Raw genomic sequence first — 26,241 nt, 5'->3', positions numbered from 1 at the left:
GCTGACGGCTATTGCTGTTTTTTTTGTGGTCAAATCCTGAAGCATTTATTTATCCAAACTCAGATCTGCTGCCCAATTCATCAACTGAGCATTCTCTTCCTTGTGCTGGCGTCGCTCTCGCAGCTCGGGCACTCCATTCCCCCATACTTCATCTTTCACGGCCCACCATACGATTGTTAAAGTCATATCGCTGATACCCATTTTCCGACAAACCTCTCATACCCTAACCACAATCACTGATTATTTGATGCAAGGGAGATCCGTGCTTCGGCGAACTTCGAATTATTCATAGCAATTATTCGTATTTATAGGTTATTCATTATTGCCGGTTCCCTAGCTCTAAACCGTAGAGTTTTTCGTGAGGAAATCAATTTCTAATTTGCCTTACCAGTTCGTTGATAAGGGATTATATTCGATTTCATTTATTAGTTTATTCTGTTTAACATTGAACAATTTTCTTGCCTGATACTGCGAGGAATTGCAGATTTAGAAGAGATTAAAAGATATAATAAATTGCTGAAAGATATAGACGTTGAGGCAAATTCGGATTTGTCAAAATTTGATACCATGGATGAATCCGAAATATGGAAAGCATTCAAGAAAGGCAATGAACAAGCATTTATTTTTATTTATAAAAAGTATTTTAAGAGTCTCCACAACTATGGCTTCCAGTTTACACGTAGTGAAACTCTAATCGAAGATGGTATACAGGATTTGTTTATAGAATTGAGAGAACGAAAGTCTCATTTGTCCAATACTAATGCCATTCAACCTTACCTATTTAGGGCTTACAGAAGAAAGATCATTCGCTTGAGAGATCGTGAAAAAAAGGTATTTAATGAATTGCCTGTAACAACATTTGAATTAGATTTTTCGATTGAAGATTCAATAATAGAAGCAGAGGCAAAAGAAGAACTCAATGCTCAATTGAAAATAACAATTGACAATTTATCTGAACAGCAAAGAGAGATCATCTACTATTATTTTTATAAAGACTTTAGCTATGAAGAAATAAAGTCAATCATTGGATATAATCATACAAGATCAGTAAGAAATCTGATGTACAAAATTTTAGATTTACTCAGAGCCGGATTTCCTTCAATATCGTTCGCAACCTTGCTTCAAATTCTATCTACAGCCGCGCCAAGATCGGGTTAGTTCTACAAAAAACAGATTTCTGCTCATCATAAAGAATTTAAAGATCTTATCGATCTGAGCGCGAAATGGTTTTCTTTAATATAATTATTTAATGATTTTGTATAACTAAAAAATTATTATTGAAGATAATTATACTTTCTGAAAAAAATCAGATGTCATTTTGACAAGTCACTTCCTATCGTAATAAACAAGTCAATTTTAATACGAAAGATATGGTGACAAAACTTCTACTAAAACAAACAATCCAGAGAGCATTAATTTTACCATTATCTCTATTTGGTATTTTGCTTACGACATCCTGCGGTGATAATGAGCCGGCCCCTGACCTGGATGACTTGGTTGTATCCATTGACGTGAGCTCCATCACTTTTAAAACAGACCTTAGAGCTGCAGGCGGGCAAAGAATTAAGGCCGGACAGGCGGTGACTTTTATGGGGGCCAGTGAAGGTGATCCTGATAGCTGGTTATGGACGTTCCCTGGGGGCACTCCGGAAACCTCCACAGATCAGAACCCGAGCGTTACCTGGGCAGACGAAGTCGGTCAGGTCAAAATTCTCCTTGAAGTCACAAGATCGGCAGATGGAGGGATGCAAACGGCAGAGTTGGACTTTCAGATAGGTCCGGTGGAAGCCTTAGATAGGTCAGTATTTGGACTAGAGAATCAGATTTCCGGTACGGATGTGGTCAGTAAATGGTTTTATTGGACTCCTAATGATGGTACGGTATCTATTGCGCTTGATGCTTCAGATGGCGCCAATGACACAGAGCAATCCATGAAGTTAACAGCATCATCCGGATATGGTGAATTTCAGCTACGCCCTCACGAAAATGGACCGGAATTTCTGGCTTCTCTGGAGTCGAACACTACTTATGTATACAGCTTTTATATGAAGGGAAGTGAAGCGTTTACATTATTCGAAGCAAGCGTTTTGAACGTGAAAAATGAAGATCCAAAAGAAGGCTGGTATACACCATTCTGGAGTGGTGATCCAGCTTATGGTGCGATAAATATTACTACTGATTGGAAGAAATTTTCTTATGAATTTACTACTGCAGACCTTGTAACATTTGCTGATGAGGGTTATGCCGATGGAACCGCAGATAATGCAGGTCCATTCTTTAAGCATTTTGCGTCCTCTTCAGGGAGCGAACTGAATGTCTGGATTGATGAAATCTCATTGAAAGAAAAGGAGATTTAAATCGCAGCAACATCTGTTCTTGTTAAGGTAGAGTGACATAGCTAAAATTATAATTGAAACACGCATTTAATCATATCGAGGATTTTCTGGCTGATGAAAAGTTCAAGCGTTGGGTAATCAACCCAACGCCAGAAAGTACTCACTACTGGACCAATTGGATCAATAAAAATGAAAATTGTAGTGCGAATTTTGTCAAAGCACAACAGATTATTAAAGGGTTTAAATTTCAAACTCCTGATGTAAATAGCGAAAAAGAGCAGCGAATTTTGAACAATATATTAGAAAATGGTACAAGTTCGAAAACCAGAGTTATAAGTCTTTGGAACTATGCCGGTCGATTGGGTCGAGTGGCAGCGATGATTCTCCTTACACTTACTTTGGGTTTGTATTTTTATAATATCCGGAACCAAAATGGTGAGATAATCGAGCGCGTGATCATTACTAAGTCCAACCCATCAGGCACCAAGTCTAAAATTAGATTACCTGATGGAACTATGGTATCGCTCAATGCGCTAAGTTCTATTTCTTACACTGAAGGTTTTAACGATTCAATAAGAGCTGTTAAACTTGAAGGAGAAGCCTATTTTGAAGTTGCCAAGAATCCAAATCACCCGTTTGTGGTCAAGGTCAATGAGTTGTCTGTTAGAGCCTTAGGGACAGCTTTTGATATCGATGGTTTTGACTCTCAAAAAGTAAAGGTTTATTTAACTGAAGGAGAGGTGAAAGTAACACTTGTTACCGATATGCTTGATAATGTCGTATTCCTTAACCCTGGTGAAATGACAATTTCAGATTTAGGTGCAGGCCAACTATCCAAGGGAACGTTTCAAATAGAAGACGCCTTGGCCTGGACCAATAATGCATTGGTATTTAAGAAGGCCTCATTCGATGAAGTGATAAAAACATTGAGTAGATGGTATGATATCAAATTTGAGGTAATAAATAAAGACAGAATAGGTGATTGGTCGTATTCTTCCAGCTTTAAAAATAATCCAGGCATAGAACACGTGCTTAAGGTAATTAGCGAGACTCAAAAATTTAGCTACAAGATCAACGGCAAGAGAGTTACACTTACTTTTTAGCCATCTAACTAACTTGATTTGGATTGGCCTAAGACGTTTGTCATGTGCGATAGAAAAGTTGAACCATGCTTCAATTCTGTGGGTATCGATAGAGTGAGTGTTTTTTAATATAAAATCAAATAAACTTATGAAGTCTAAATGGAGATATTATATATATATGATTTCAAGATATTTCGTATATATCGTAATTATACAAACCGTTTTTGCCAGTTTGGTGTGCGCTGCAGGAAGCAGCGGCCAAACATACGAACCATTAAATCAGATTGAATTTTCTCTATCAGAAACCAAGGTAGTTTCTCAAGTATTTGAACTTATAGAGCGAAATACCGATTTGCGTTTCTCATTTGATGAGATAATCATGCGCAAGATACTTGATTCTGAAATTTTGTTCGATTCGAACGAAAAAAATTTAGAAGCAGTTTTACTCCGTATCTCAAGAGACAAATCAGTTGAGTTTAGACGTATCAACAACAACATTATTGTTTCTGAAAAAAGGAAGAATCATACGCTCGAAAGCATCGTCGAATATGTGTCGAATGACCAAGTTACCGGTAGAGTACTGGATGAATTTGGTGTTGGGCTGCCAGGCGTAACCATTTTGGTGAAAGACACAGGTATTGGTGCCGTTACCGATTTGGATGGTAACTATTCTCTAGAGGTTCCTGATAATAGCAACATATTGACTTTTAGTTATATAGGATACTTGTCGGTGGAAGAAGAAATCAATGATAGATCAGAAATAAATGTAAATATGAAAGTTGATCTGGAAACACTCGATGAAGTCGTGGTGGTAGGTTATGGCACCAAGAAAAAGGCATCAATCACGGGCTCTGTTGGAGCCATTGATGGAGATGTAATGCTTCAGACAAGGACGGCGAACTTAGCCAATGGTTTGGTTGGTAAGGTGCCAGGACTTGTAATTAATATGAGAGGTGGGGATCCCGGTAGAGACCAGGCAGATATTCTGATTCGAGGGAAAGGTACCATAGGCAATACACAACCACTTTACGTTATTGATGGGGTAGCAAACAGAGGTAGTTTTGAAAGGTTAAATCCGGAGGATATTGAGAGTATATCGGTGCTAAAAGACGCTTCCGCGGCTATTTATGGCGCTCAGGCAGCCAATGGTGTCATTCTCATTACCACCAAGCGAGGGGGTGAAGGAAAGCCGAAGCTAAGCTACAGCAATACTTTCTCTTTCACACAACCTGCAAAACGTCAACGCCTAATGAATGCCGAACAATATCTAACCTGGGTAGATGAGCAAAACCAACGCAATGGTAGGCCTCAATTGTATCAATCGGTGATTACAGGTTATCAGAATGGTACCAGCGATCCGGAGGTGTGGGCGGATACAGATTGGTGGGAAGAAACCATGGATACATGGACACCGCAATGGCAACATAATTTAAGTTTTAGTGGAGGTAATGAAGGAGTGAAGTATTATGTGTCTGGTCAATACCTCTACCAAGATGCAATTTATAAAGGTGATGCCTATGGGTTTAACCAGTACAACATAAGGTCTAATATTGACATTATGCCAACTGATAATCTGGAATTAGGTGTAGACTTGGCTGGCAGAATTGAGGACAGAAATAGTGCGGGCGCATCTGGTGATGATGTCGAAGGACTAATTAGGAATATTTATGTCATGTCTCCGTTTGAATCTCCCTATTATTCTAATGGCTTGTTAAGACAAACGTCCAAAGGAAATGTTGTTCCCGGGTTGAATGGTGCCAATGGAAATAGAGAATCAAAGAGCCAGATTTTGAATTCTAAAATATCCGCAAAACTTGACTTGCCCTGGATTACTCAGGGACTTTCATTATTTGGATTTGCAGCGTTTGATTTTATCAATCGAGACCGAAAGGATTTGTCGAAACCCTATGATATATATTTCTTCAATTCCGAAACAGAAACATATGATAATTTAAGAAGCCAAACAGGAACGGTAAATTTATTTCAACAGTTTGATGAGGAGTTAAGCAAAACTTACCACATTAGACTAGGATACGGTCGGACTTTCGGAAATCATGATTTTGAATTTTTTGTGGCTTACGAGCAAAATCAGGTCAATGGACAGTATATCAGTGCTCAAAGGCAAGATCTGATCTCGGCAAACCTTCCTTTCTTATTCACGGGCTCTGAAGTAAATAGAAACAATGACGGCCGGGGTTGGCAATCCGCCAGACAGAACTACTTCGGCAGATTCAATTATAGCTTTAAGGAGAAGTACCTGGTTGAGTTTACACTTAGACATGATGGTTCGCAAAATTTTGCATCAGCCAATAGATTTGGCACTTTTCCGAGTATGTCTGTAGGCTGGAGGTTGTCCGAGGAATTGTTCTATCACAGTAATCTCATTCAAACCATTAAAATAAGAGGTTCATGGGGTATCCTTGGAAATGATCGAGTGGATAACTTTCAATACTTACAAGTATATAATATTGAACCGGGAAATGTATTTGGAGAATCACTAAACAGAGGCACTGGACTTTATCCAAATACGACAGCTAATCCGAACATCACCTGGGAGTCGTCAGAAAAGTTTAATGTTGGCGTTGATCTGGAGTTTTACAAAGGCAAATTGGACTTTACACTTGATGCTTTTTATGAAGAAAGATCCGACATCCTGGCACCCAGAAATGCTTCGGTCCCCTTATTCGCAGGTCTTGTTCTTCCTGATGAAAACATTGGAAAAACCAAAAACCAGGGGATTGAACTTAATGTATTGCACAGAGGTAATCTTTCGGATGGACTGACTTATACAGTCAATGGTCAAATGACATACACCAAAAATGAAATTGTATTCCTGGATGAATCTGAGCTTGTCCCGGATTGGCAAAAAGTAGAAGGAAGTCCAATCGATAGATTACTGGTTTATCAAGCCGACGGTATTTATCAAAATATTGAAGAGATCAAGGCATCAGCGCATTTTCCTGATGCAAAACCGGGAGATGTCAAATTCGTGGATATTGACAGAGATGGTGACATTGATGGCGACGATAGGATTATCCTTCCTAAAGGTCCGACGCCAAGGTTAGTTTACGGACTATCTCTGGGGGCAGTATGGAAGGGCATAGGTATGAATGTTTTTATACAAGGCCAGGCTCAGGCTAGCACCATTTATCGACCTTGGGACATCAATCAGGATGCTTACTACTTTGAGAACCGTTGGATATCTGAAGAAGAAACACCCAATGCTACAACCCCTGCTGCATGGGATATGGGAAGCAGTACGATACAAAATACTTCAACCATTTGGGTAAGAGATAATGATTTTCTCAGAGTTAAAAACGTAGAATTGTCCTATACTTTCCCCCATTCATTAATCACAAAGGCGGGACTATCTAACCTTCGGGTTTATTTGAGTGGATATAATCTAGGTTTTATATATGACAAGGTAGGTACTTTCGACCCGGAAAGTACATCAGAAACGGGATGGAATTATCCCCAGCAGCGCGTGGTGAGCGCAGGATTGAATGTGACATTTTAAAAGCTTAAAAATGAGAAAAATTAAATATATATGCTTAGGGATGCTTGTTTTCATAAGCCAGTCTTGTAACAATGATATTTTGGACCTACAACCACAGGGAGCAATTTCAGAGGCTGTAGTGTGGAATGATCCACAATTGATTGAGCTATTTGTTAGTGGGGCCTACACACAGCTTCCCCATGGTTTTCCTCTGTGGGCGGGAGGTTTGCGTTTAACTTCATTGACAGACGAGTCTTATCATATGCATCAGTGTAGACTAGTTTGTAAGTATACACAAGGAGAAGTCACAGAATCAAATATGCACCTTTTCGGTGGCTTTTGGCGCCAGGCTTATGAGACTATTAGAAGCACCAATATTTTTCTTGAAAATATCAGAGATGACATAGGGGATCCAGCGAGAATAGCGCAATTAACCGCGGAAATAAGATTCTTGAGAGCATTCTTTTATATAGAGCTATTTTCTAGATACGGTGATATTCCACTAGTGACGTCCACTTTTGGACTGGAAGATGACTTTTCTATGGATAGGACTCCGGTCGCAGAAATTGTGAGCTTTGTAGCTGATGAACTTGATCTGGCGTCGGCAGATTTACCAACCACATTTACAGGAGCTGATTTTGGTCGGGCTACCAAAGGTGCAGCCATAGCCTTAAAGGCGCGAGCGCTACTCTACGGAGCAAGCCCACTTTTTAGTGCTGAAGATACAGAAAAATGGCAACTGGTAGCGGATGCCTGCGAGGAGCTATTCGCGCTCAACTTGTATGCACTGTCATCAGATTATGAAGGTATATTCTTTAATGTAAGTGATCCCGAAGTGATCTTTTTCAGACAATTTATCTCTGAATTTGGTTGGGAGCAGGATAGTCGTGACGGCGATTCATACTATTACTATAAAGGAGGGCATAATATCGATGAATGGAGAATGCCCAATGGATCAGATGGTTGGGTAGGAGAAAACCCTTTACAAAACCTGGTCGATAAGTATGAAACCATCGATGGAGAAATCCCTGTGCTTGGATATAGCGGAGCCAGTGATGATCTGAAGCCCTTATTAAATCCTGCCGCTATTAGCTATGATCCGCTCAATCCATACGCTAACCGGGACCCGAGATTATATTACTCAATTATCCATGACGGAGCAAATTTCCAGGGCCGGGAGATTGAATTCTGGGAATGTGGAACAGACAGTCGTTGCGATAATATCGAAGGGTGGTGGAATGGTAGCCTGCTTGACTATAGCATCAGAAAATCTGTTAATGCCGGTTGGGAGCCTGGAGAAAACGAAAACAGCTCAACCCCTTGGATATATATGAGATTAGCCGAAATCTACCTGACCTATGCCGAAGCCCAGTATCACTTGGGAAATATGGGATTGGCTATTGAGTATGTCAACAGAGTGAGAAGTCGAACCGGTGTAAACATGCCATCCATAGAGTCGTCTCAATCAAGCAGCAGTTTGCTAGATAAAATCAAGCACGAACGGAACATAGAACTGGCCTTCGAAAGCAATAGATGGTATGATGCCAGAAGGTGGCGTGATGCAGAAGTTGATTTTTCGGCACCAGCGATAGGAGCAAGAGTGATCCGTAACGAAATGACTGGTGTAAAATCTTATGAATATTTTGTTCAACAGAAACGAGCCTTCCCGGAAAGCCACTACCTATTTCCAATTCCATTGGAAGAAAGAACAAAAAGTGGGCTAATTCAAAACCCTGGTTACTAGGTAAAAAAACGAAGCAATTTTAAAATTATGGAGAGATATATTTTGATAGGTCTATGGGCTTTTTGTGCACTTTTCAGTTGTAGCGAGGATAGTATCATTGAAGATATGGAAGAACCTGATGATACGGAAGAACCGAAAGATGGGGATACGGAGTGTGAAGAAGTACTTTATTTTACTGAGGAAGTATCCAATGTAGGTATACCTTTGTTTACCGGTAGCCAGGCCAGAAATGGGTGGACAGAGATGAACACCCAATACAGCACCAGCAAGAATGGTTCTTCGGTTTCAACTGATGTTGAGTTAAAAAGATTCGACCAGAATTCCTACTTAAGATTTAGTTTTGAAAATTTGTTCGAAGAGGATGATGTGGCACTGCTTCGGGTGTCAGCATTCCGAAAGATTTTTGACGGAATTTCACTCCCAGATGAGCTAAAAGCCGGTCTGGAAGGAGTTAGTTTCAGAGCAGGAGGTATCTGTAGTCCGGTGACCATTTCAGTTGAAGCATGGGATACGCATAAAGAGGTCATTGCTTCAGAACAACTTGTATTGAAGCAGGATACCATGTCTGTGTACCAGTTCAAATTTGAACCACAGGATTTTAAATGGATAGAATTTAAAGTGCAAAAAGCGGATCAGTCCGAAAGTTCAACAACATTCGAGGGTATTCTCGCTTTGGATGATATTTATCTGATGGATGGAACAGACCAGCCCTATTATCCTTCCGAAAATGAGGCAGAGTTATTGTCTTGGTTAAGAAAAGCCAGTATGCGTCATTTTCTATGGTATTATACAGAAATATCTGGAGGGCAAGGGTATGTGCCCGAAACAAGTACCAATTTTGATAAAATATCATTATCAGGTATTGGTTACGGCTATGCTATTTTTATTATGGCCGAACAAGACGGGATCATTTCAGCTAATGAGGCCAAATCTAAGACCCTGGCTATGCTCAAATGGCAGCAGGCACAGAACTGGTTTGATGGCTCAGGTGGCTGGCATGGTTTCCCTCATCACTATTTCAAACCGGATGGCACCTACGACTGGCCTGATGTAAGCACGATTGATTGGGTCATGTGTGCGGCAGGAATCAGAGTTGCCAGACAGCGGTATCTGGATGATCCGGAAATTAAATCAATAGCTGAAGAATTGCTTTCACGACCTGAGTGGGGCGAAGCCTTAGCTGAAGATGACAAAATTGTCATGGGATTTGATGGCATCACCGGAGATAAAAACGATTATCGATGGGCGCTTGGATTTTCAGAAGAAACAGAACTGATCTACCTGGAAGCTGTTGCCTCAGGAAAACTAAACAATTCAATATTTGAAGCCATTGTACGAGAAAAAAAGAATGGATTTTATCCCAGCTGGTTTGGTGCAGGATTTACTTACAATTGGCTACAACTGTGGACCGGTAAATTGGAACCTTATGCCACCAATAGTCAAATGGCCTATCAAAGTGATGCTAGTACATGTAGCCGGGTTTTTGGTAAACCGTTGATGGGCTTGACCGCTTGTGCCACCCTATCAGACATAGAAGCGAATGGTTTTGTCAATTGGAATAATTACATAAGTAATCAGGGAGCTGATATTCACGGGGCTTCTGGTACGACTTCTATCTTAAGGATATCACCTGCTCCCTATGGAGCTGCGCTAGGACTTCCTTTTGCCTACAATGAAGCGATTACGGCATTAAAGGAATATGTACGACTAGGTTTCTACCATGAATTTATTGGACTGCCTGATAATGTAAGGCTCAAAAATCTTCCTGGCAATATTGATCCGGTTGCAAACTGGGATCAATATGATATCAATATTGGACCTATTGCCATGGCCATAGAACAAATCCAGTCCAATAACATCAGCAAATACTACTTAAGCGACCCTGAAATAAGCACAGCACTCGATCAACTTTCAAACTCTTTTAATTTTTAGTATGAACAATCTAAAAGAAATAACAATCATTTTGGTATATTTCCTAATTTCAATAGTTGCTGTTGAAGCATGTTATAGTCAGGAAAGTCTGCCCTACCTGAAAAAAAATGGTAGTGCCACCCAGCTCATGGTCAATGATAATCCTTTCCTAATGGTCGCAGGTGAACTTCATAATTCTTCCGCATCCTCAGTCGCATATATGAATGAAATTTGGCCAAAGCTAAATAGCCTCAATCTGAACACTGTTCTTGCATCTGTTTCATGGGATCAATTTGAGCCTAAGGAAGGGCGATTCGATTATGAGATGATAGATTATTTAATAGCCAATGCCAGGGAAAATAACCTGAAGCTAGTGATTATTTGGTTTGCCTCCTGGAAAAATGGTCAATCAAGCTACATTCCTACTTGGGTAAAAAAGGATACCAAACGTTTTCCGAGAGTTAAAAATAAGGAAGGTCAACTGACTGAAACACTTTCTGTTTTCAGTCAGGAGTCTATGAGGGCAGATGCCAGAGCATTTGCAGCCATGATGAAGCGTATCAAGCAGGTTGATAAAGATCAAACCGTGATCATGATGCAACCGGAAAATGAAGTAGGCATTTTCCAGAATATCGATTACAATAAATTAGTCTTAGACAAATACAACAAGCAAAACGTGCCGGAAGCATTATTGACTTACCTAAAGAAGAACGAGAAGAATTTGAAGAATGAAGTCAGGTCTGTTTGGGAAAATGCAGGAAGTAAAACTTCAGGGACGTGGAAACAAGTATTTGGTGATAATCCCCAGTCTAAAGAATTTTTCATGGCCTGGCATTATGCCAGCTATATGAATTATGTGGCAGAGGAGGGCCGAAAAGTGTTGGATTTGCCTATGTTCGTTAATGCCTGGATCGTACAAAAGCCAGAAGATCTGCCAGGTGTATACCCCAATGGTGGACCAGTTTCCAGGGTAATGGATATTTACAAAGCCGCTGCACCCTCTATCGATGTCATATGTCCGGATATCTACTTGTCAAATTATAAAGAGATCTACGCGATGTATGATAGAGAGGATAATCCGCTTTTGGTCCCAGAATCCTCACTTGATCCAGCCAGAGCATTCTATGCATTCGCTGAGCATGATGCCATTTGTTTTTCTCCATTCGGTATTGAAGACGCTGTCGGTGATTTGCTTTACAGTCAATCCTATGAAGTATTGAACGAACTGATGCCTCTGATCACCAAGTACCAGGGTACAGGAAAAATGAGAGGGGTTCATTTGACTAAAGAGGAGCAAGATGCCAATATTAAACTTGGAGGACTTGATGTAGCACTAAAAATACAAAATCCGGATGAGCCTGCTTTTGGATTGGTCATTCAGACGGACGAGATGGAATTGTTGTTTGTTGGGATGAATTACAAGGCCACAATATCTCAGGCCAAGAGAAAGGAAATCGTTTATGTAGACCAGGTTATTGAAGGAAAGTTTATTGATGGAAAATGGATTGACGGAAGATGGTTAAATGGAGATGAAACGTATCATAACGAGTTAGTGAGAATCTTTGGAAGAGAAGTGAAATTAGATGCTGACTTTGAATTTCAAGAAACCATTCTTGAGGTATCCGGTGGGGATCAATTCGTTTATTCACCGGGCAACGTGAATAGCATTTTTGTTCCAGGAGTTTATAAAGTGAAGCTTTATAAAAGAGTGCTTTAGATAATTTTTGCTGAATTGAATACATTTATAAATATAGTGTTTGAGAGGATGGGAATTGATAGAAAATCAACAGGCAAAGGCTAATAAAGGGATTACGAAAGAAGTCAATGTAGAGAAAGATAATATTGCTATGATCAGTCTTGATGCCATAGTTCTAGACTGGGGCTAACGTTCAGATATAGTGTCGTGGCGTTTTATGTTTTGATTGTTTCGGATACTAATATAGCCGAATCTGTGAATCGGCCGGGCAACGTTCACTCACAGCTTTTTGATTTCTCATGAGGCACTGCGCAGAATCGGCGGGGCTTGTAATAACTTCCAGCGCTTCCTTTTCCGCTAAAACGCCATGCATCTCAGATCGAATGTGGTAGTCATTTTATAGGATTAGCATTAACAGAAAAGGCAATAAAAATATGAATAGGTATATTCCCCAACACCACATTGTCACCCTGGTCAATAAAATTGTTCTCCTGATTTTAGTATTTGTTTCCACTGATACAGATTGGTCATAAAGTTGACTAAGCTCTTTTGCAGAATAAAGCCAAGTATTATTCCATCCTGTTCTACTTATTTTGAAGTTATTCGAACTCATTAGTCTGAATGTTACTATAAGAGTTACAAAACTCAATGCAAAATTTCCACAACCAAACCATCCAATAAATCCCCACATATTCTAGCTGTTTGGTTAAATTCTAAATGAATTGATACTTCAATATTAATAAATAGTTAATCAATTATGTGCTACAACGCCACTGTATCAAGAGTGGCGCTTAACGTGTATTTTGATTCAGCTACAAAGCAGGAAAAATCTCCGATAATCGTCACTACCATTTTTCAACCAGATGACTGCGTGTGCCAGAGGGAAAGCGAAGATTTTCCGGTACTAATAGATACTGTCGCACTCGACTCTGGCAGTAGTCACCATAAAGAGATAGGTGATGTTAGTACTTATATTTTACATTCCTCAATATAAAAAATGAATGCTTTTTCGTGCTCAAGATTGTTAATTGGAATTCCATTTTCTTCAATATAATCTTCGAAAGTTGCAGAATCTGCAGCCATTTGTTTAAAGCCTCTCTTATTCTAATATAGAAAGAACCTCTGCTTACATTGTAGTAATTGACAGAAGCGGTCTTGTTAATTGTGTTGTAAGCTTTGGTAGAATAATTATCCTTTCTTTTTGATATATCTGTCACTACTTCACGTGGTATGAATGGTACTGGAGAACTAAAATTAGCCATACTGTCCGAAATTGACATTTACCTCAAAAACCTGACACACATAAATGTGAATAATAAGCGTTTGTTAGATTTCAACTTTTAGGAGAGCAGAGGATAATGCCTGTTGCCTGCATTGAACCGCACTTATGATTAATATGATTCTAACCTTGAACTTATGAAATCGATAAAACGCACATTTTTCATCCTTTTCATTCTTCTAGCAACTAGTTGTGAAGAAAACAAAACCGAAGAACCAACTTACTATATACCATATGAACCTCCGCTCCTATGTGAACCCACTGATGATGAGATAGTTAATTTGTTATGTAACTGGTGGAAGCATTCTGAGGAAGAAGAAGAGGATACATTTGAAAAACCTATATATCGTCCGGCTGATTTTAAGGAATTCCCAGCGATAAGGGGGTTTAGAGCAGAATACGTTCTTAGTTCCGACTTTACATGTGCATACCTTGTACCAGACCCCTTTGACGCACATTATTTTTCAGAAGGAAAATGGAGTTTAAGAGATTCTGAATTAATCATAATAATAGATTCATTGAATGCTACTGTTTCGAAAATGAAAATTATAGAATTGACCGATGATATGTTGAGAATTGAAAGAATTAAGTAAAGTACCACATTCCAGGCTTTGTCTTCTTATTCTTAAAATAGGTTGTTCGCTCGACTCAGTCATGTTTGAATGGTACTGTCAGCCAGTCTCTCAATATACTACCCACGTTTGATGCGACTATAAACGCTCGCGAACCTCTGAAACCCTTAAGTCATATACACATTGTTGTGCTTACTACTTATTTAATAATCTTGAAGGGTAATGTCAAAAATAATATTTGAACAATAAAATCCTGATTTTTCAATCACTTTTCTTGAAGCAATATTATCTAATGTCGTGGAACAAATTGGTTCTCTACCAGCTTCTAACACTCTGTTTACTTGTGTTTTCATGATTTGTGTAGCAAGTCCTTTACCTTGAAAATCACGGTTTACTATAATACCTAAGTCTGCAATTTCAGGCTGGGAATCACTCATTCTACACTCACTCGTTGCTATGATTATATTTGATTCCTTGATCATAAAAATTTCTTTTCGTGCAACAAGGTTTTCGGTATAACCAAATGTGTCGTCCATTCCAACCTGTTCTTTAAGGAATTCTTTTACTGAAGGAATATCAACTGTTGCGACCAACTCAATATTTAAGTTTGTATCGACTTCAACTTTTTTATTCGGGTGCTCAAAACAAAAGGTATTGGCCTTTACTGATTTTGAGTGTAACAAACAGGCGTTAAATGCCTTTGGCTCATTTGAACTTAAACTAGCAGAGTTAACCAATTTTGTTGCAATTAACTCCTTAACTACCTTATCCATAAGTGATAGATGGTCTTTATTAAGGAATATCTGAGTCAAATATCCTGTTTCGTTAATACAGCAATATCCCAAATTGCTTATATCGTTTTCAATAAGATAATGCTGAGAAGAGCTAATGTAAAGCTGTTCCCACATTGCGTCAATTGGAGCGGTTAATGAAAGGTATAACTGTGCCCTTAAGGTATTAATCGTTTCTGTATTTTCTGTTTTTATAAAATTCATCGCTATGCGTTTTTTATTATTATCTGTGCCCTAATTTGTTTTAAAGGGAATAGTTTTTTTAGGTATAAGTAAAATGGAATACCACCAGCAAGTCCAAATAGCATTGTTAGAAGCCATACCAATCCAATTTTCTTTACCATATTCTTTTGACCATCATAATAGTCCAAACAAAAGAATATTTCTACAGTGAAAAGAAGGTCAATCATTAAGATTGTCGAAATTCGATTTGCAAACTTCCCTTCGATTGGAGCTATAAATCCTAAATTGCTAGTATTAACTAAAGTCTTTGTTGTTCCATAAGTTTAAATTGTTGCCTTTATACCTTGTTGACTGTAGTTGTAATAAGTTTAATTATCTCAACTCTACCAAAGCTAATAAAGTCCAAGCTGCTCCCATGGCGTCAATAAGCCCGAAAAGGATAATTTTAGGTTTAGCTAATTTAAAAGCCACCAATCCCGAAAATCCTATTAATCCAAAAGTCCTTGCATAAATTGAAGCCCAATAAAAACTATAAACTTCATTTTGAGCGGAATTCAAGTAAAAATATCCAAGAGAGAGAGCCATTATTCCGACAACTCTAATCCAATGATCTTTCGGTTTCTCATGTCCAAAAAGAATCATTGTTTTGTTAGGAATAAAAAGCAGAAGTACGCCAATTAGCACTACATAAATTCCCCAAATATAAATGCTTAATGTAGGAGTGTCCATAGGTGTTTTTTATAATTCTTCATCAAGACCATCTTTTTTAAAATGTTAAAATGCCCAGCCCAGATGAAATGTTGGAAAGATACCCCAAGGTTTTATTGAATGCACTTGATTATCCAGTTCAATATCATTTGATTTTAAATCATATGAGAAACCGACCCATGGCGTGAGGTACAAGCCATTTAGGGTATTACTTTTCTTAAAAATGTCGAATCTATACCCACCTCTTATACCTACATTTAATCCTTCAGCTTTGGCTTCGTCTGTTTCGGTTTCATACTTGGTAAATACATAGTTCATCGTAGGACCGGCAAAGAAACCGTGACTAACATCATCTTTGCCGAAGAAAATATCCCACTTAACTAAAGGGAATCCTTTGAAACTTTCAGTAATTTTCTCGTTACTTTGATAAGCGTCAGGAACTGTGATCTGCGCATAACCCAATTGGATTCGTTGATTCTTAAAGGTATATGCAATATGACCCGATATTCCTCCAAAAGCATATGCTAGTGGATCTAATTCTAATTCAAAATGGTTGTTTTCCTGTGCAAATACATTCGTTATACTTCCGATTAAAATAACTGCAGATAGAATAATTATTTTCATAACTTCTTGTTTTTAAGATATTTAATTTTGATAGTACAAATGTATTTTGATCAATAAAGTGTCATTTGACTATCCACGCAAAAAGTTTGACGCATTGCGTAAAGAAACAAGAAGTGATGTTGAGTATTAGTGCTCCGCTTTAAACTCGGAAGGAGTAAGTCCTGTCCATTTTTTGAAGTTTCTAGAGAAAACCGAGATATCTGAAAAACCTGCAAGAAAAGCGACATCTGTTATGTTTAATTCTCTATTTTTTAATTGAACAATGGATAGCTCCTTTCGAACGGTTTTTAGAATAGATTGAAAAGTGGTTCCCTCATTTTTTAAGTTGACCTGCAAACCTCTTACACTAAGTCCTAGCTCTTGAGCAATGTCTTCGACTTTTGGAGCTTCTGCTGCAATACTTTTTTCAATGGACTTCCTTACCAACCTTGTATATTGATTCAACCGATCGTGCTCTCTTCCAGCAGAAGATAGCATGGCATCAAAATGTTTGTACATATCTCCATCTGATCCCGATACTTTATTTTCCAAATCGATACTCGAATAGGTGATGTATGAATGGTCGCATCCAAATTCAACTTCGGTCAATTCAAATAGCTCCAAATACGTTTTATAGTTTGCAGGTTTTGGGAAGTGAAATCCTACTTTTAGCGGAGACACTGCAGCTACCGTGCAATTTCTAATCATAAAAACGAGGGCAGAAAGTGTAAAATCTACCGTATATCTAAAGTTGTCTTTCCATTCTTCTTGCATGGTATATTCAATTCGGGTTACCTTACCTTTCGGAATCACTTCACAAAATATGATGGATGCTACAAGCCGCTGGTATACACACAATTTTTCAAGTGCTACTAACAACGATGAAGAATTCATCATTACATAACCCAGAACTCCAGCCAATTGTAACCTAATTTTTGATCCACTAATAAGTCCGATGTCCTCTGAATTGGTTTGGCAAACTAAAGATTCCCAAACGGCCATAGTTGTATCAACGGATACTCTGCTGGTAGGAGATGAGAGGACTTTTTCAGTAAGATTTGCGTCTTCAATTACAGTTGCTCTTCTCGCACCAAATGTCTCTCCCACGGCAATTCGCAAATTGATTAAGGAGACTGGAATATCTTTAGATCTTCTCATTTACTTAGTTCTACATACAGATGTGACTTTATTATGCACATCGTCCAGCTACCCTCCGAGGTGCTTGACATGTATTTTGATTCAGCTACAAAGTAGGAAAATCTTTGATTATCATCACTACTTTTTTAAACCAGATGACTACGTGTCCCAGAGGGAAAGCGAAGATTTTCCGGTACTAATAGATACTGTCGCACTCGACTCTGGCAGTAGTCACCATAAAGAGATAGGTGATGTTAGTACTTATATTTTACATTCCTCATTATAAAAAATGAATGCTTTTTCGTACTCAAGATTGTTATTTGGAATTCCGTTTTCTTCAATATATTCTTCGAAAGTTGCAGAGTTTGCAGCCAGTTGTTTAAAGTCTCTCTTACCAGTGATAATATAGAAAGAACCTCTGCTTACATTGTAGTAATTGACAGAAGCGGTCTTGTTAATTGTGTTGTAAGCTTTGGTAGAATAATTATCCTTTCCTTTGGATATATCTGTCACTCCTTCACGTGGCATGAATGGTGCTGGAGAACTAAAATTAGCAATATTTTCGTAAGTGTAGCATTTGAATATGTTAATTTCCCCCTTAGTTATATACTTACCAATATAATATTTCCATCCAACTTTTTCTAACACATATTCAGACCCATCCTGTAATTGAATTTTATTGATCTCAGATTTATCCAGTTTCACCTTCTTACCTTCGATCTTACCCTTTATGTAATCCTTGGTATCATCAGGGAATACATTTTTTCCTTTATATGACCTTATGCTGTTGTAAAAGAAATTATTGTTCCATCATTTTTTGTAATCAAAACAGGTACTAAACTTTGACCAAAGGCTGTCCCTACATTAAAAAAAATGAATAAAAGGAATGTCAGTATTATTGAGTTAAACTTCATTTATTTGTTTTCGTCAGAATCTCATTTGGGTTTATAAGTTCGAATTTGGGATTGTTGCTTAGCAGTTGGTTTAGGTAGAAAACATGACCACTACCAATGATTACAATTACTCGGTCATTCGACTCCATATCTTCAATGATGTTTCTGTAAATAAATAGGTTTCGCTTATACCACTCAGCAACCATTTCAACACCTATATTATTGAAATCGTATGACCGCATCTGGTAGGGGAGACCGTCTATTTCTTGTTCAGTTTCTTGGTAAGTAAACATAATCTTCGCAGTATCCTTCACATTGATGGCTACATTATTATAATAGTCATGATTTTCTATGATTTGCTCCTCTTCATTGAGATACAAGAGATTTTCTCTTACCGTATTCGATGAGAATCTTCGCTGCTTTTCCTTAGTGCGGGTCTGCTCTTCGTCTAGTTTCTTTTGATAGTAGTCAAGTGCTAAGGTGTCCGCTATGAAATCCACATACGCTCCCAGCCAAGGACCCGAATGGTCTATCGCTTTTATTTGAATTCCACCAGATTTTTTTCCAAGTCTAAATCCAATTTGATAGACCTCATTTACTCCATTTTGAATTTCATCTAGTTTAATTTTATCGTCCAGGTATAGTTGGTATAAGCTATCTATTTGTGATTGACGATCAGGAGTGAATTCTACAAAAATTTTGGTTGGATTATATTCTTCTAAAAGACTTACAAGTTCTTCTAATTCCTGCTGCCTTTTATCAGAAAAATAATTGTCAATTTCTACATTATAGGTGTCCCGACCAGGGTTGTTAAAATGGTAAACTCCAAGCAGCATGATTGAGCTTTCACTTGAAGCGTCTGACTCAGTTCGTCTTTCAGCTCCTTGCTGACAGCCAAACAAGAGTAGTACTGCGAACAGGCCTAAAATTGATCGTTTGATATTCATTTCCAATAGATTTTATCGTGTGCATGGCAACGACCAGCTATGATGAGTGTGGATTAGAAATCACCAACCTCTAGACTCGCACATAGCCACGCTTCATTTCAAATTTAAAACTTGTGGCGGACTTTCCAATTCCAAGAAATTTCCTGACCGATGAAACCCCATTCATTCATAGTATATGTTATGGCATGTCTAGAACATTAATAAGGATTGGAGGAGCATAATTCCAGTAATAAACATGAGAAATAATACGAATTTCTTGATATCATTGAGAGTCCTTCCATCTTTCAAAACCAACCGTCTGAAGGGTTCGGATATCAATAAAAGCAATCCTGTCCCAAATACAAATGCAAGAGCGTACTTGGAACCATTTCCGATTGGCATGTCTCCTTCACCTCTGTTCTGAAAGTCGTACAAGAATAACAAGTTCCAAACAAGCACCACGGCAATAGCGAACCATGTCTTAATAGGGAAACCTCCAACTGATTGTTGTTTTGCTATTTCTTGTTCTTCTTCCGTTGATATTGGAGCTGTGTTGTTAAGAAATCCAGTTTGTTCGATCTTTTTGATAAGTTCTTGAGGACTTTTAAACGTCCAAAAAATCACTTTTTCCTTGTAGTTCTTCACTCTATGGTGAATTCTAATACCTTGTCCAAGCAAAGGTACTGCCTTGTATGTTTCAACTGAAATTATGTCAGATGACTTGAAAGTCAGGTTGCCAATAACTGATGCGTTTAGACTCAGTCTGTTTTGGTTGACTGTAAGGGTTGCAAATGGCCAGGTTGCTTTTGCCATTCCAATTCTTGCACCTCCAGTTTCTTTTAGTTCATTCATATTCTTTTAGGACGGGGCATCATGCACTAATACGCCCAGCAATCCTCCGTGGTGCTTGACGTGTATTTTATTTCGGTTACAATTTAGGAAAATCTTCGATTTTCATCACAACCTTTTTTTAACCATGTGACTGCGCGTCCCGGAGGGAAAACGAAGATTTCCGGGTGCTGATAGAAACTGCTGTTGTCAACTCTAGCAGTAATCACCACGGAGGGGTAGGTAATGTTATGGGGATTTTCAAAAGCAATGCATAACAATTTCATGTTCTTCATAATGTTTCAAGATCAGCCCAGAAATTGGGTCTATTTCTAAAATTTCAACATCTGAAGCACATCTCTCTTCGCCTATCGTATTAAATACTTTCCAATAGTGACGTTCACCCTTAATATCATACTCTAATCGAGTAATATTCGGCTTGACTGGTTTTTTCAGTTCCTGATTGTCTATTATTTGCTCGATATATGAATAGGGTAGCCAGTTACTAGGTTTTCCTTTTCGAATAAATTCTGGTATATGATTTATGGCTGTATCGTTAATATGGTTTAAGTCTTGATCTAGTTCAATATGCACGAATTTGTTAACCCATAAATACTGGTAATCGGGATGATCTATAACAAAACGGACATTGCATATTACGAATTCACCTTTGATCGCGGTAGAAGGTGTTAATGGCTTCCATTTAAACTTCCCTTTGCTCGTTTGGTACTTGTATGATACCGCTTCATCAATTTGGAAATATTTGGCGGCTGATTGCCCTACAGTTTTGGATAAATTTAATCTAGCGGCTTCAATAATTTGATCTGTTGAATTCACTTGTGCAATGACGCAATTGATCGATAAAAAGAGAAGTATGAAAGTTATAGTTTTCAATCTGAAGATTTCTAAAGTCCTTGTCGATAACGCACAACTAAAATCCGTAGGCTGACCGTTGCAATTTCGTATAAAGCTATCCGAATCAGGCACTTTTCACAAATAGTGCAGAATGACTATGGATATTTAGCGTTTGTTAGCAGCTTTCCTCCATACCTACTAATTAAACTGTAGATAATATAGAAGTAGGCTCTCCAATGCTCCGATAAAAACGCTTATTAGGATTTCCTTCAAAGACAATTTCCTTAAAGTAAATGGATTCGCATGAGCAACCCATAGGGCCACAATAGCGCAACATACAAACAGTATGGTTGTGTAAGTGCTTAGATTATTGGATAATATTCCCATCAATTCCAAAGCCACTATTTCGAAAATGGTATACCCAAAAATCGCCATCGCGAAATTCGATTTCTGATTTCTTCTAAATAGATACACTCCACTATAAAAGAGCATAATGCTAATAACATATGGAGAAAACTGAATGTAATAATTGAAGCTCATCCACACTTGGAGTTGAACACTAAATTCAGTTCTAGTAATAAAAATACCAAGAGTAATAAGTGCTACAACCGCGAATACTGTTCCAATAATTTTTCTTATTGCCATCTTTTGAGTTTTAACTAAATAATATACAAAATTTGAATAGGCTTAAAAGGTAATTGAAAGTAACTAAAAGCTAGTGCATAAGTGTGAAGGAAATTCTAATACAACTGCTCTAATTGCTGCTAACGTCCAACTAAGCGGCGTATGTCCGACAATCGCTAGATCACACTAAAAGTAACGCACCTGCACCAACCCTCAAAAGCTTGCTAGGATTTACTGCGTTGTGAAAGATAAAGGCCAGAACCACCAAAGGCGGCTAGGGGAGGATAGTCTCAAAGAAGGTGCTGGGAAGTGGGCCAGTTGCTCATCTGTTTCAAAGAGCCCAGAGACATATGCCGATTAGTGTTTGTTATCCTCTTTTATATTCAGGTAATTGAGTGGAACTGGGTTCTCAAGATCAGGATGTTGTCTGATTAACTCCGGAATTTGTTGTTCAAGTAACTTGTGAATTGTTGAAGATCTTTTGTCACAATCTTTGATAATTCGGTTTGTCCAAAAACCCATACCAACATCAGCACTTGAATATATAAATTCAAATCCTCGAAATATTTCATTGTTCCCCCAAACTGGTGTCTCTCCAGCATTAATGGATGACAACTCACCTAAGTCACTATCCACTACGACCCCAACCGAAGAGTTTGATTGATAAACCTCACTGGATTTTATTCTTTGAATCAGATCCCACCATCCAAATCTTTCAGGTTTCGAATCAATCGGAGACAGAAAAACTAAACTTGGTTGAGGATGTATGTTTATCATCCTTCGTTCTTCAGGATTATTCCATAAACCGAGAAATGAAGATGAAATACAGAAATAATGAGATTCGTACTTCTTAAAGTTGGTATCAATAAAGAATAATTGATCGTACTTCTTAAGTGATTTCTTTAAGTTGAGTTGGATTTTATTAACGTCTTGGCTCGCACTTCTAAGAACTTTAGGCTTCTTTTTTCTGAGGTACGCATCGCCAGTTGTAACTGCTTTAGGAGTTAACCTATTACCTTGTTCATCAGAGAATATAATGTTGTTATCAGAATCAATGTTTATGTTGGATATTTCAGTGTCTCTATCAAAATCAAGTGATACTATTTTGCCACGTTGTTTCTTGTCCTTCATAAATAATTGCTAGGCAGGAAATTGAGGATACATCTAGGTAAGTGTACAATTGTACACTTATTTGCCTAAAATAGGAAATAAGTGTAATGCGACGACACAGATCAATAGTGACGCACCAACAGTGGGCTCGTCTTATGCTCTATATGAGATATATGATCAAGCAGATTTGATATTAACTTGGGATTCGTTAGTATTTGGCTTTAAACTCTCTTCATAGAGCCAGGCCTTACCGTCTTCTGGATTGCTAAAAAGCTTTGCATTTCTTTTGGTGGCTTTAATTACCGAATTGGCCAAAAATCTGGCCATAGGATTTAATCCGCAAATGGCAGTTGCTTTTACGAATGGTGCGTTTACCGTTCCCACAGCTCTAATTTCAGCAATGAGGGCACGTGACAAGGTGAGCCCTTCCAGGTCGATCAGTGAGTAGACCGACTTCAAAGGCATTTTGTTGACAATGCCTACTGTACTTTGTACTGTTGTCTTCGCGCTTTCCTCATCGAGATTGGACAAATCTGTATAGAGTATTGATAGGCCTTTGTATGATATATTTTTTGCGTAGTTCATTTTTCTCTTTTTAATGCTGGCTCTAAATTATTAGTATTCTTTTCTGAACGTGAATTCATTCGATGAACTCAGTGTTTTATCAGATAAGTAACTTAGAGGATTATGGTGTACTAGTTAGTTAAATCATCAACTCTCTTTTTTAATAACATTCTAGATCTCTTTGAATCGCCAAACCACAAAAGATTCATATTCAGGAAGTGGTCGCATAGTTGAGACTAGGGTAGACCATCAGCAAAACATGCCATGAAGATCGCGAGAGACAATTTTGGCCTTTTTATTCGAAAGCTACTTTGAACATGTTACTTTTTCAATTCTTATTTACGGTATCCTGATGGTTCTTTCGGCATTTAATCTGTCCTCGATTTCAACACCAAAATTTGGCGGAAGGTGGGTTTATGTGCTAATCACGTATGTAATGGTTCTTACCGTACTATTTGGATGGCTCTCCTATATCAAAGTCTAGTATCTTGAAATACACTCACAACTGTACCATAGATTTAGAATAGGTAATAGTGCAAACCTGTAATATGTTGGTATTTTAAGATCAAAAACGGATGAGTACTCCAGGTTTTGGTGATTAGATTTGTTTATCTTTTGTTGCAGCAAGTCAGACAATTTTACCAATATTGACAAATGAAAGGATTGGAGAAAGGAAAAAAAATTGGGTTAGCTCTAGGGGGAGGGGCCGCACTTGGCGCCGTACATATCGGTGTTTTGAAAGCTTTGGAAGAACTAGATATAGAAGTAGCCTATATTACGGGAACCAGTATTGGAGCACTTATAGCCTCCTTGCATGCTTTTGGTAAAACCTCGAATGAAATCGAAGACGTAGTAACAGATCTCAAATGGTTAGATGTTTCTGGACTGTCACTTTCTCGATACGGGTTGCTATCCAATGATAAGCTAGGCGATCTGATCAATGATTGCATTGGATCTGTTCGCTTTGAGGACTCAAACATTCCATTGGCTATGATTGCCACAAATATTACTACTGGGGAGAAGGTAATTATTGAGAAAAATGATGTGGCTGCAGGAGTAATGGCCAGCACATGTATTCCTGGGGTTTTTATTCCCATCGAAATTGAGGATCAATTGCTTGTGGATGGTGGGATTGTAGAAAATGTTCCAATTTCTCCACTTAGAAAAATGGGTGCTGATCTCATTATTGGAATTGATTTGAACGGACAGCATACTCATAAAAGACCAGAAAATATCATTGAAGTTTTGTTGAACAGTTTTGACTTTACCATGCTGACTTCAGCCAAAATGCAGAATAGAGAGGCAGATATCCTAATCCAACCGAATTTGTCGTCGTTCAATCGGGTGGATATTGACCAGGCACCTCAGCTGATTGATGTTGGATACAAAACCGCATTGGACGTACTCAAGGAGGAGGTTTAGTTTTTTTACACCCGTGCCAGCCAATAACTTGGTTCAACTTCGGGATGTTTTTTTAGAGTTGGGAGAGGGTCTGCTCATTTGTTGAAACAGATATGCGTGAAATATTGGCTATGATCTCTAAATGTATCTGCACATCATTTGTAAATAATCTCAGTATCTCTCAAAGATTTTTTTAGTTGCTCGATTTCACGGAGTGAAATATTATTTCCTCTTAAATCTAATTTTTCAAGCCTGGACAATTGATTTATTGACTCAGGAAGTGTTGCAATCTTGTTGTTTGATAAAACAAGTACTTTAAGATTCTTCAATTCACCTATATCTTTAGATACAATAGAAATCTTATTATCTCCTAAATCCAACATTTCTAAATTTTCTAAGTAATAGATGGGTTCAGGAATGAACTCCAACTTGTTGTAGGCAAGCCCCAATATTTTCAACTTTTTTAGAGAAGAAAATTCAAAGGGAAGATCGGCAATTTTATTAGACGTAGCATAAACTTCTTCAAGGTTCAGTAGCAATTTAATTTCTATTGGAATTGATGAAATTTTGTTGTTTTCGAGATCCAGGTAGGATATATGTTCTAGCTCCCCAATCGATTTTGGCAATTTCCTTAGATACTGATTTGATAATACCAATTTAGTCTTATCCTTATTATCTATAGCGCCATGAATGGAGTAAGAAACATCTTTAGGTGTATTTACATTAGATAGACTGTTAACCATGCTAAAATTTTGAGATGACGAGCTTCCCTTACTAACGCCAAAAGCTGTAATAACAATTTCTGTCAGCATATTTCGGCCGCTTAAGTCATAACTTGATTCAAATTTCTGATTATTATCACCAAGTCTAAAAGTCACAGGCAAGACTAGATTATAGTTGGTGCTGGATGGAATCCAGAGCTCTGGCAATTCATTTAATACTCGAATCAGCTCAACATCAACTTCATTTAATATACTCTCCAGAATTTGAATATTGCCAACCTGGCCAAGGGTATCAATATCGAAAGACACTAAACATTTCCCTTCAATGCCCATCCTTCGAGCTTGATTAGGATACCTAATACTTTTTGCTAAGTGCTTATAGAATTGTGTCATTCCTGAATAGTAGATAGGCACTTCTTGCGTTGATTTTTGTAGGGTTAGCAAAATATTCTTTTGCTCAATCATCAATAGGTTGGATTCGAAATATTCTTCCTTACTAAAGACAAGATGATTTCCAGAGTCTGCTTTGAATTGAAAATAACCTAGAGAATTTGATACAATTGTATCACCGCTTTCAAGAACTCTAACCAAGACATCTGCAATTGGTTTTTTGTTTTCAGAGTCTAGTACTCGACCCAATAAGAGATCCTGAGCCTGACCTAATTTTGTGATAGCTAAAAGACTAATAAGTAATAAAAGGTATTTCATTATACTTTGTTCATTGATGCTCAGGTGTGCATACAATTGTACAATTATTTAGCTCAAATTGGAAATATAAAC

22 protein-coding genes are annotated in these 26,241 nt (G+C 38.0%); 9 read left to right on the top strand and 13 right to left on the bottom strand.

Annotated elements, in window-relative coordinates; genetic code table 11:
- Positions 1-45 precede the first annotated feature (45 nt).
- Complete coding sequence (locus ABJF11_RS13560) at positions 46-186, bottom strand: hypothetical protein (protein WP_348120415.1); 141 nt, start codon at positions 184-186, stop codon at positions 46-48.
- 381 nt (positions 187-567) lie between these two features.
- On the opposite strand from ABJF11_RS13560, the gene ABJF11_RS13555 reads away from it, so the two are divergent.
- From ABJF11_RS13555 to ABJF11_RS13520, 8 genes are all read left to right on the top strand, one after another.
- Complete coding sequence (locus tag ABJF11_RS13555) at positions 568-1,158, top strand: sigma-70 family RNA polymerase sigma factor (protein ID WP_348120414.1); 591 nt, start codon at positions 568-570, stop codon at positions 1,156-1,158.
- 212 nt (positions 1,159-1,370) lie between these two features.
- Positions 1,371-2,357, top strand: a complete 987-nt coding sequence (locus tag ABJF11_RS13550; RefSeq protein ID WP_348120413.1) for a PKD domain-containing protein — start codon at positions 1,371-1,373, stop codon at positions 2,355-2,357.
- Positions 2,358-2,410: 53 nt separating this feature from the next.
- Complete coding sequence (locus tag ABJF11_RS13545; protein ID WP_348120412.1) at positions 2,411-3,439, top strand: FecR domain-containing protein; 1,029 nt, start codon at positions 2,411-2,413, stop codon at positions 3,437-3,439.
- Positions 3,440-3,566: 127 nt separating this feature from the next.
- Positions 3,567-6,935, top strand: coding sequence for a TonB-dependent receptor (locus ABJF11_RS13540; RefSeq protein WP_348120411.1), 3,369 nt, complete (start codon positions 3,567-3,569; stop codon positions 6,933-6,935).
- A 10-nt stretch (positions 6,936-6,945) separates the two neighbouring features.
- Positions 6,946-8,658, top strand: coding sequence for a RagB/SusD family nutrient uptake outer membrane protein (locus tag ABJF11_RS13535; protein WP_348120410.1), 1,713 nt, complete (start codon positions 6,946-6,948; stop codon positions 8,656-8,658).
- Positions 8,659-8,685: 27 nt separating this feature from the next.
- Complete coding sequence (locus ABJF11_RS13530) at positions 8,686-10,590, top strand: hypothetical protein (RefSeq protein WP_348120409.1); 1,905 nt, start codon at positions 8,686-8,688, stop codon at positions 10,588-10,590.
- Position 10,591: 1 nt separating this feature from the next.
- Complete coding sequence (locus tag ABJF11_RS13525) at positions 10,592-12,286, top strand: DUF5597 domain-containing protein (RefSeq protein ID WP_348120408.1); 1,695 nt, start codon at positions 10,592-10,594, stop codon at positions 12,284-12,286.
- Positions 12,287-13,681: 1,395 nt separating this feature from the next.
- The gene (locus tag ABJF11_RS13520; protein ID WP_348120407.1) at positions 13,682-14,137 is read left to right on the top strand and encodes a hypothetical protein; all 456 of its coding nucleotides are present in this window, start codon (positions 13,682-13,684) and stop codon (positions 14,135-14,137) included.
- Between the two features lie 182 nt (positions 14,138-14,319).
- Here ABJF11_RS13520 and ABJF11_RS13515 read toward each other — a convergent pair whose 3' ends face one another.
- The 11 genes from ABJF11_RS13515 to ABJF11_RS13465 form a co-directional block, all read right to left on the bottom strand.
- Complete coding sequence (locus tag ABJF11_RS13515; protein WP_348120406.1) at positions 14,320-15,111, bottom strand: GNAT family N-acetyltransferase; 792 nt, start codon at positions 15,109-15,111, stop codon at positions 14,320-14,322.
- A 351-nt stretch (positions 15,112-15,462) separates the two neighbouring features.
- Positions 15,463-15,819, bottom strand: coding sequence for a hypothetical protein (locus ABJF11_RS13510; RefSeq protein WP_348120405.1), 357 nt, complete (start codon positions 15,817-15,819; stop codon positions 15,463-15,465).
- A 45-nt stretch (positions 15,820-15,864) separates the two neighbouring features.
- Entirely contained in the window at positions 15,865-16,422 is a 558-nt protein-coding gene (locus ABJF11_RS13505) for a hypothetical protein (protein ID WP_348120404.1), read from the bottom strand.
- A gap of 126 nt (positions 16,423-16,548) precedes the next feature.
- Positions 16,549-17,559: an AraC family transcriptional regulator ligand-binding domain-containing protein gene (locus ABJF11_RS13500; protein WP_348120403.1), complete on the bottom strand. Its 1,011-nt coding sequence runs from the start codon at positions 17,557-17,559 to the stop codon at positions 16,549-16,551.
- A 240-nt stretch (positions 17,560-17,799) separates the two neighbouring features.
- Positions 17,800-18,243: a hypothetical protein gene (locus tag ABJF11_RS13495; RefSeq protein ID WP_348120402.1), complete on the bottom strand. Its 444-nt coding sequence runs from the start codon at positions 18,241-18,243 to the stop codon at positions 17,800-17,802.
- 205 nt (positions 18,244-18,448) lie between these two features.
- The gene (locus ABJF11_RS13490) at positions 18,449-19,378 is read right to left on the bottom strand and encodes a DUF5694 domain-containing protein (protein WP_348120401.1); all 930 of its coding nucleotides are present in this window, start codon (positions 19,376-19,378) and stop codon (positions 18,449-18,451) included.
- A gap of 189 nt (positions 19,379-19,567) precedes the next feature.
- Positions 19,568-20,209, bottom strand: a complete 642-nt coding sequence (locus tag ABJF11_RS13485; RefSeq protein ID WP_348120400.1) for a hypothetical protein — start codon at positions 20,207-20,209, stop codon at positions 19,568-19,570.
- A gap of 237 nt (positions 20,210-20,446) precedes the next feature.
- On the bottom strand, positions 20,447-21,079 hold the full coding sequence (locus tag ABJF11_RS13480) for a hypothetical protein (protein WP_348120399.1): 633 nt from the start codon (positions 21,077-21,079) through the stop codon (positions 20,447-20,449).
- A gap of 159 nt (positions 21,080-21,238) precedes the next feature.
- Positions 21,239-21,685: a hypothetical protein gene (locus ABJF11_RS13475; protein ID WP_348120398.1), complete on the bottom strand. Its 447-nt coding sequence runs from the start codon at positions 21,683-21,685 to the stop codon at positions 21,239-21,241.
- Positions 21,686-22,021: 336 nt separating this feature from the next.
- On the bottom strand, positions 22,022-22,795 hold the full coding sequence (locus ABJF11_RS13470; RefSeq protein ID WP_348120397.1) for a hypothetical protein: 774 nt from the start codon (positions 22,793-22,795) through the stop codon (positions 22,022-22,024).
- A 156-nt stretch (positions 22,796-22,951) separates the two neighbouring features.
- Positions 22,952-23,359 (bottom strand): hypothetical protein, encoded by a 408-nt coding sequence (locus ABJF11_RS13465; RefSeq protein WP_348120396.1) that lies wholly within the window; start codon positions 23,357-23,359, stop codon positions 22,952-22,954.
- Positions 23,360-23,992: 633 nt separating this feature from the next.
- On the opposite strand from ABJF11_RS13465, the gene ABJF11_RS13460 reads away from it, so the two are divergent.
- Entirely contained in the window at positions 23,993-24,760 is a 768-nt protein-coding gene (locus ABJF11_RS13460) for a patatin-like phospholipase family protein (RefSeq protein ID WP_348120395.1), read from the top strand.
- A 134-nt stretch (positions 24,761-24,894) separates the two neighbouring features.
- Here the strand turns inward: ABJF11_RS13460 and ABJF11_RS13455 are convergent, their stop codons facing one another.
- Positions 24,895-26,169 (bottom strand): TonB family protein, encoded by a 1,275-nt coding sequence (locus ABJF11_RS13455; protein ID WP_348120394.1) that lies wholly within the window; start codon positions 26,167-26,169, stop codon positions 24,895-24,897.
- Between the last annotated feature and the right edge of the window lie 72 nt (positions 26,170-26,241).

The organism is Reichenbachiella sp., from assembly GCF_039941815.1.
Lineage (GTDB): Bacteria > Bacteroidota > Bacteroidia > Cytophagales > Cyclobacteriaceae > Reichenbachiella.
The sequence above is the reverse complement of the archived record's forward strand: the minus strand, read 5'-3'. Positions and strand labels throughout refer to the sequence as shown.

Excerpts from the sequence above, each read along its gene's own strand:
- ABJF11_RS13490 (WP_348120401.1), bottom strand. The coding sequence starts at position 19,378 with ATGAATATCAAACGATCAATTTTAGGCCTGTTCGCAGTACTACTCTTG.
- ABJF11_RS13525 (WP_348120408.1), top strand. The coding sequence starts at position 10,592 with ATGAACAATCTAAAAGAAATAACAATCATTTTGGTATATTTCCTAATT.
- ABJF11_RS13520 (WP_348120407.1), top strand. The coding sequence starts at position 13,682 with ATGAAATCGATAAAACGCACATTTTTCATCCTTTTCATTCTTCTAGCA.
- ABJF11_RS13540 (WP_348120411.1), top strand. The coding sequence starts at position 3,567 with ATGAAGTCTAAATGGAGATATTATATATATATGATTTCAAGATATTTC.
- ABJF11_RS13515 (WP_348120406.1), bottom strand. The coding sequence starts at position 15,111 with ATGAATTTTATAAAAACAGAAAATACAGAAACGATTAATACCTTAAGG.
- ABJF11_RS13465 (WP_348120396.1), bottom strand. The coding sequence starts at position 23,359 with ATGAACTACGCAAAAAATATATCATACAAAGGCCTATCAATACTCTAT.
- ABJF11_RS13535 (WP_348120410.1), top strand. The coding sequence starts at position 6,946 with ATGAGAAAAATTAAATATATATGCTTAGGGATGCTTGTTTTCATAAGC.
- ABJF11_RS13530 (WP_348120409.1), top strand. The coding sequence starts at position 8,686 with ATGGAGAGATATATTTTGATAGGTCTATGGGCTTTTTGTGCACTTTTC.
- ABJF11_RS13510 (WP_348120405.1), bottom strand. The coding sequence starts at position 15,819 with ATGGACACTCCTACATTAAGCATTTATATTTGGGGAATTTATGTAGTG.
- ABJF11_RS13550 (WP_348120413.1), top strand. The coding sequence starts at position 1,371 with ATGGTGACAAAACTTCTACTAAAACAAACAATCCAGAGAGCATTAATT.
- ABJF11_RS13455 (WP_348120394.1), bottom strand. The coding sequence starts at position 26,169 with ATGAAATACCTTTTATTACTTATTAGTCTTTTAGCTATCACAAAATTA.
- ABJF11_RS13470 (WP_348120397.1), bottom strand. The coding sequence starts at position 22,795 with ATGAAGGACAAGAAACAACGTGGCAAAATAGTATCACTTGATTTTGAT.
- ABJF11_RS13505 (WP_348120404.1), bottom strand. The coding sequence starts at position 16,422 with ATGAAAATAATTATTCTATCTGCAGTTATTTTAATCGGAAGTATAACG.
- ABJF11_RS13460 (WP_348120395.1), top strand. The coding sequence starts at position 23,993 with ATGAAAGGATTGGAGAAAGGAAAAAAAATTGGGTTAGCTCTAGGGGGA.
- ABJF11_RS13560 (WP_348120415.1), bottom strand. The coding sequence starts at position 186 with ATGACTTTAACAATCGTATGGTGGGCCGTGAAAGATGAAGTATGGGGG.
- ABJF11_RS13475 (WP_348120398.1), bottom strand. The coding sequence starts at position 21,685 with ATGGCAATAAGAAAAATTATTGGAACAGTATTCGCGGTTGTAGCACTT.
- ABJF11_RS13500 (WP_348120403.1), bottom strand. The coding sequence starts at position 17,559 with ATGAGAAGATCTAAAGATATTCCAGTCTCCTTAATCAATTTGCGAATT.
- ABJF11_RS13485 (WP_348120400.1), bottom strand. The coding sequence starts at position 20,209 with ATGAATGAACTAAAAGAAACTGGAGGTGCAAGAATTGGAATGGCAAAA.
- ABJF11_RS13555 (WP_348120414.1), top strand. The coding sequence starts at position 568 with ATGGATGAATCCGAAATATGGAAAGCATTCAAGAAAGGCAATGAACAA.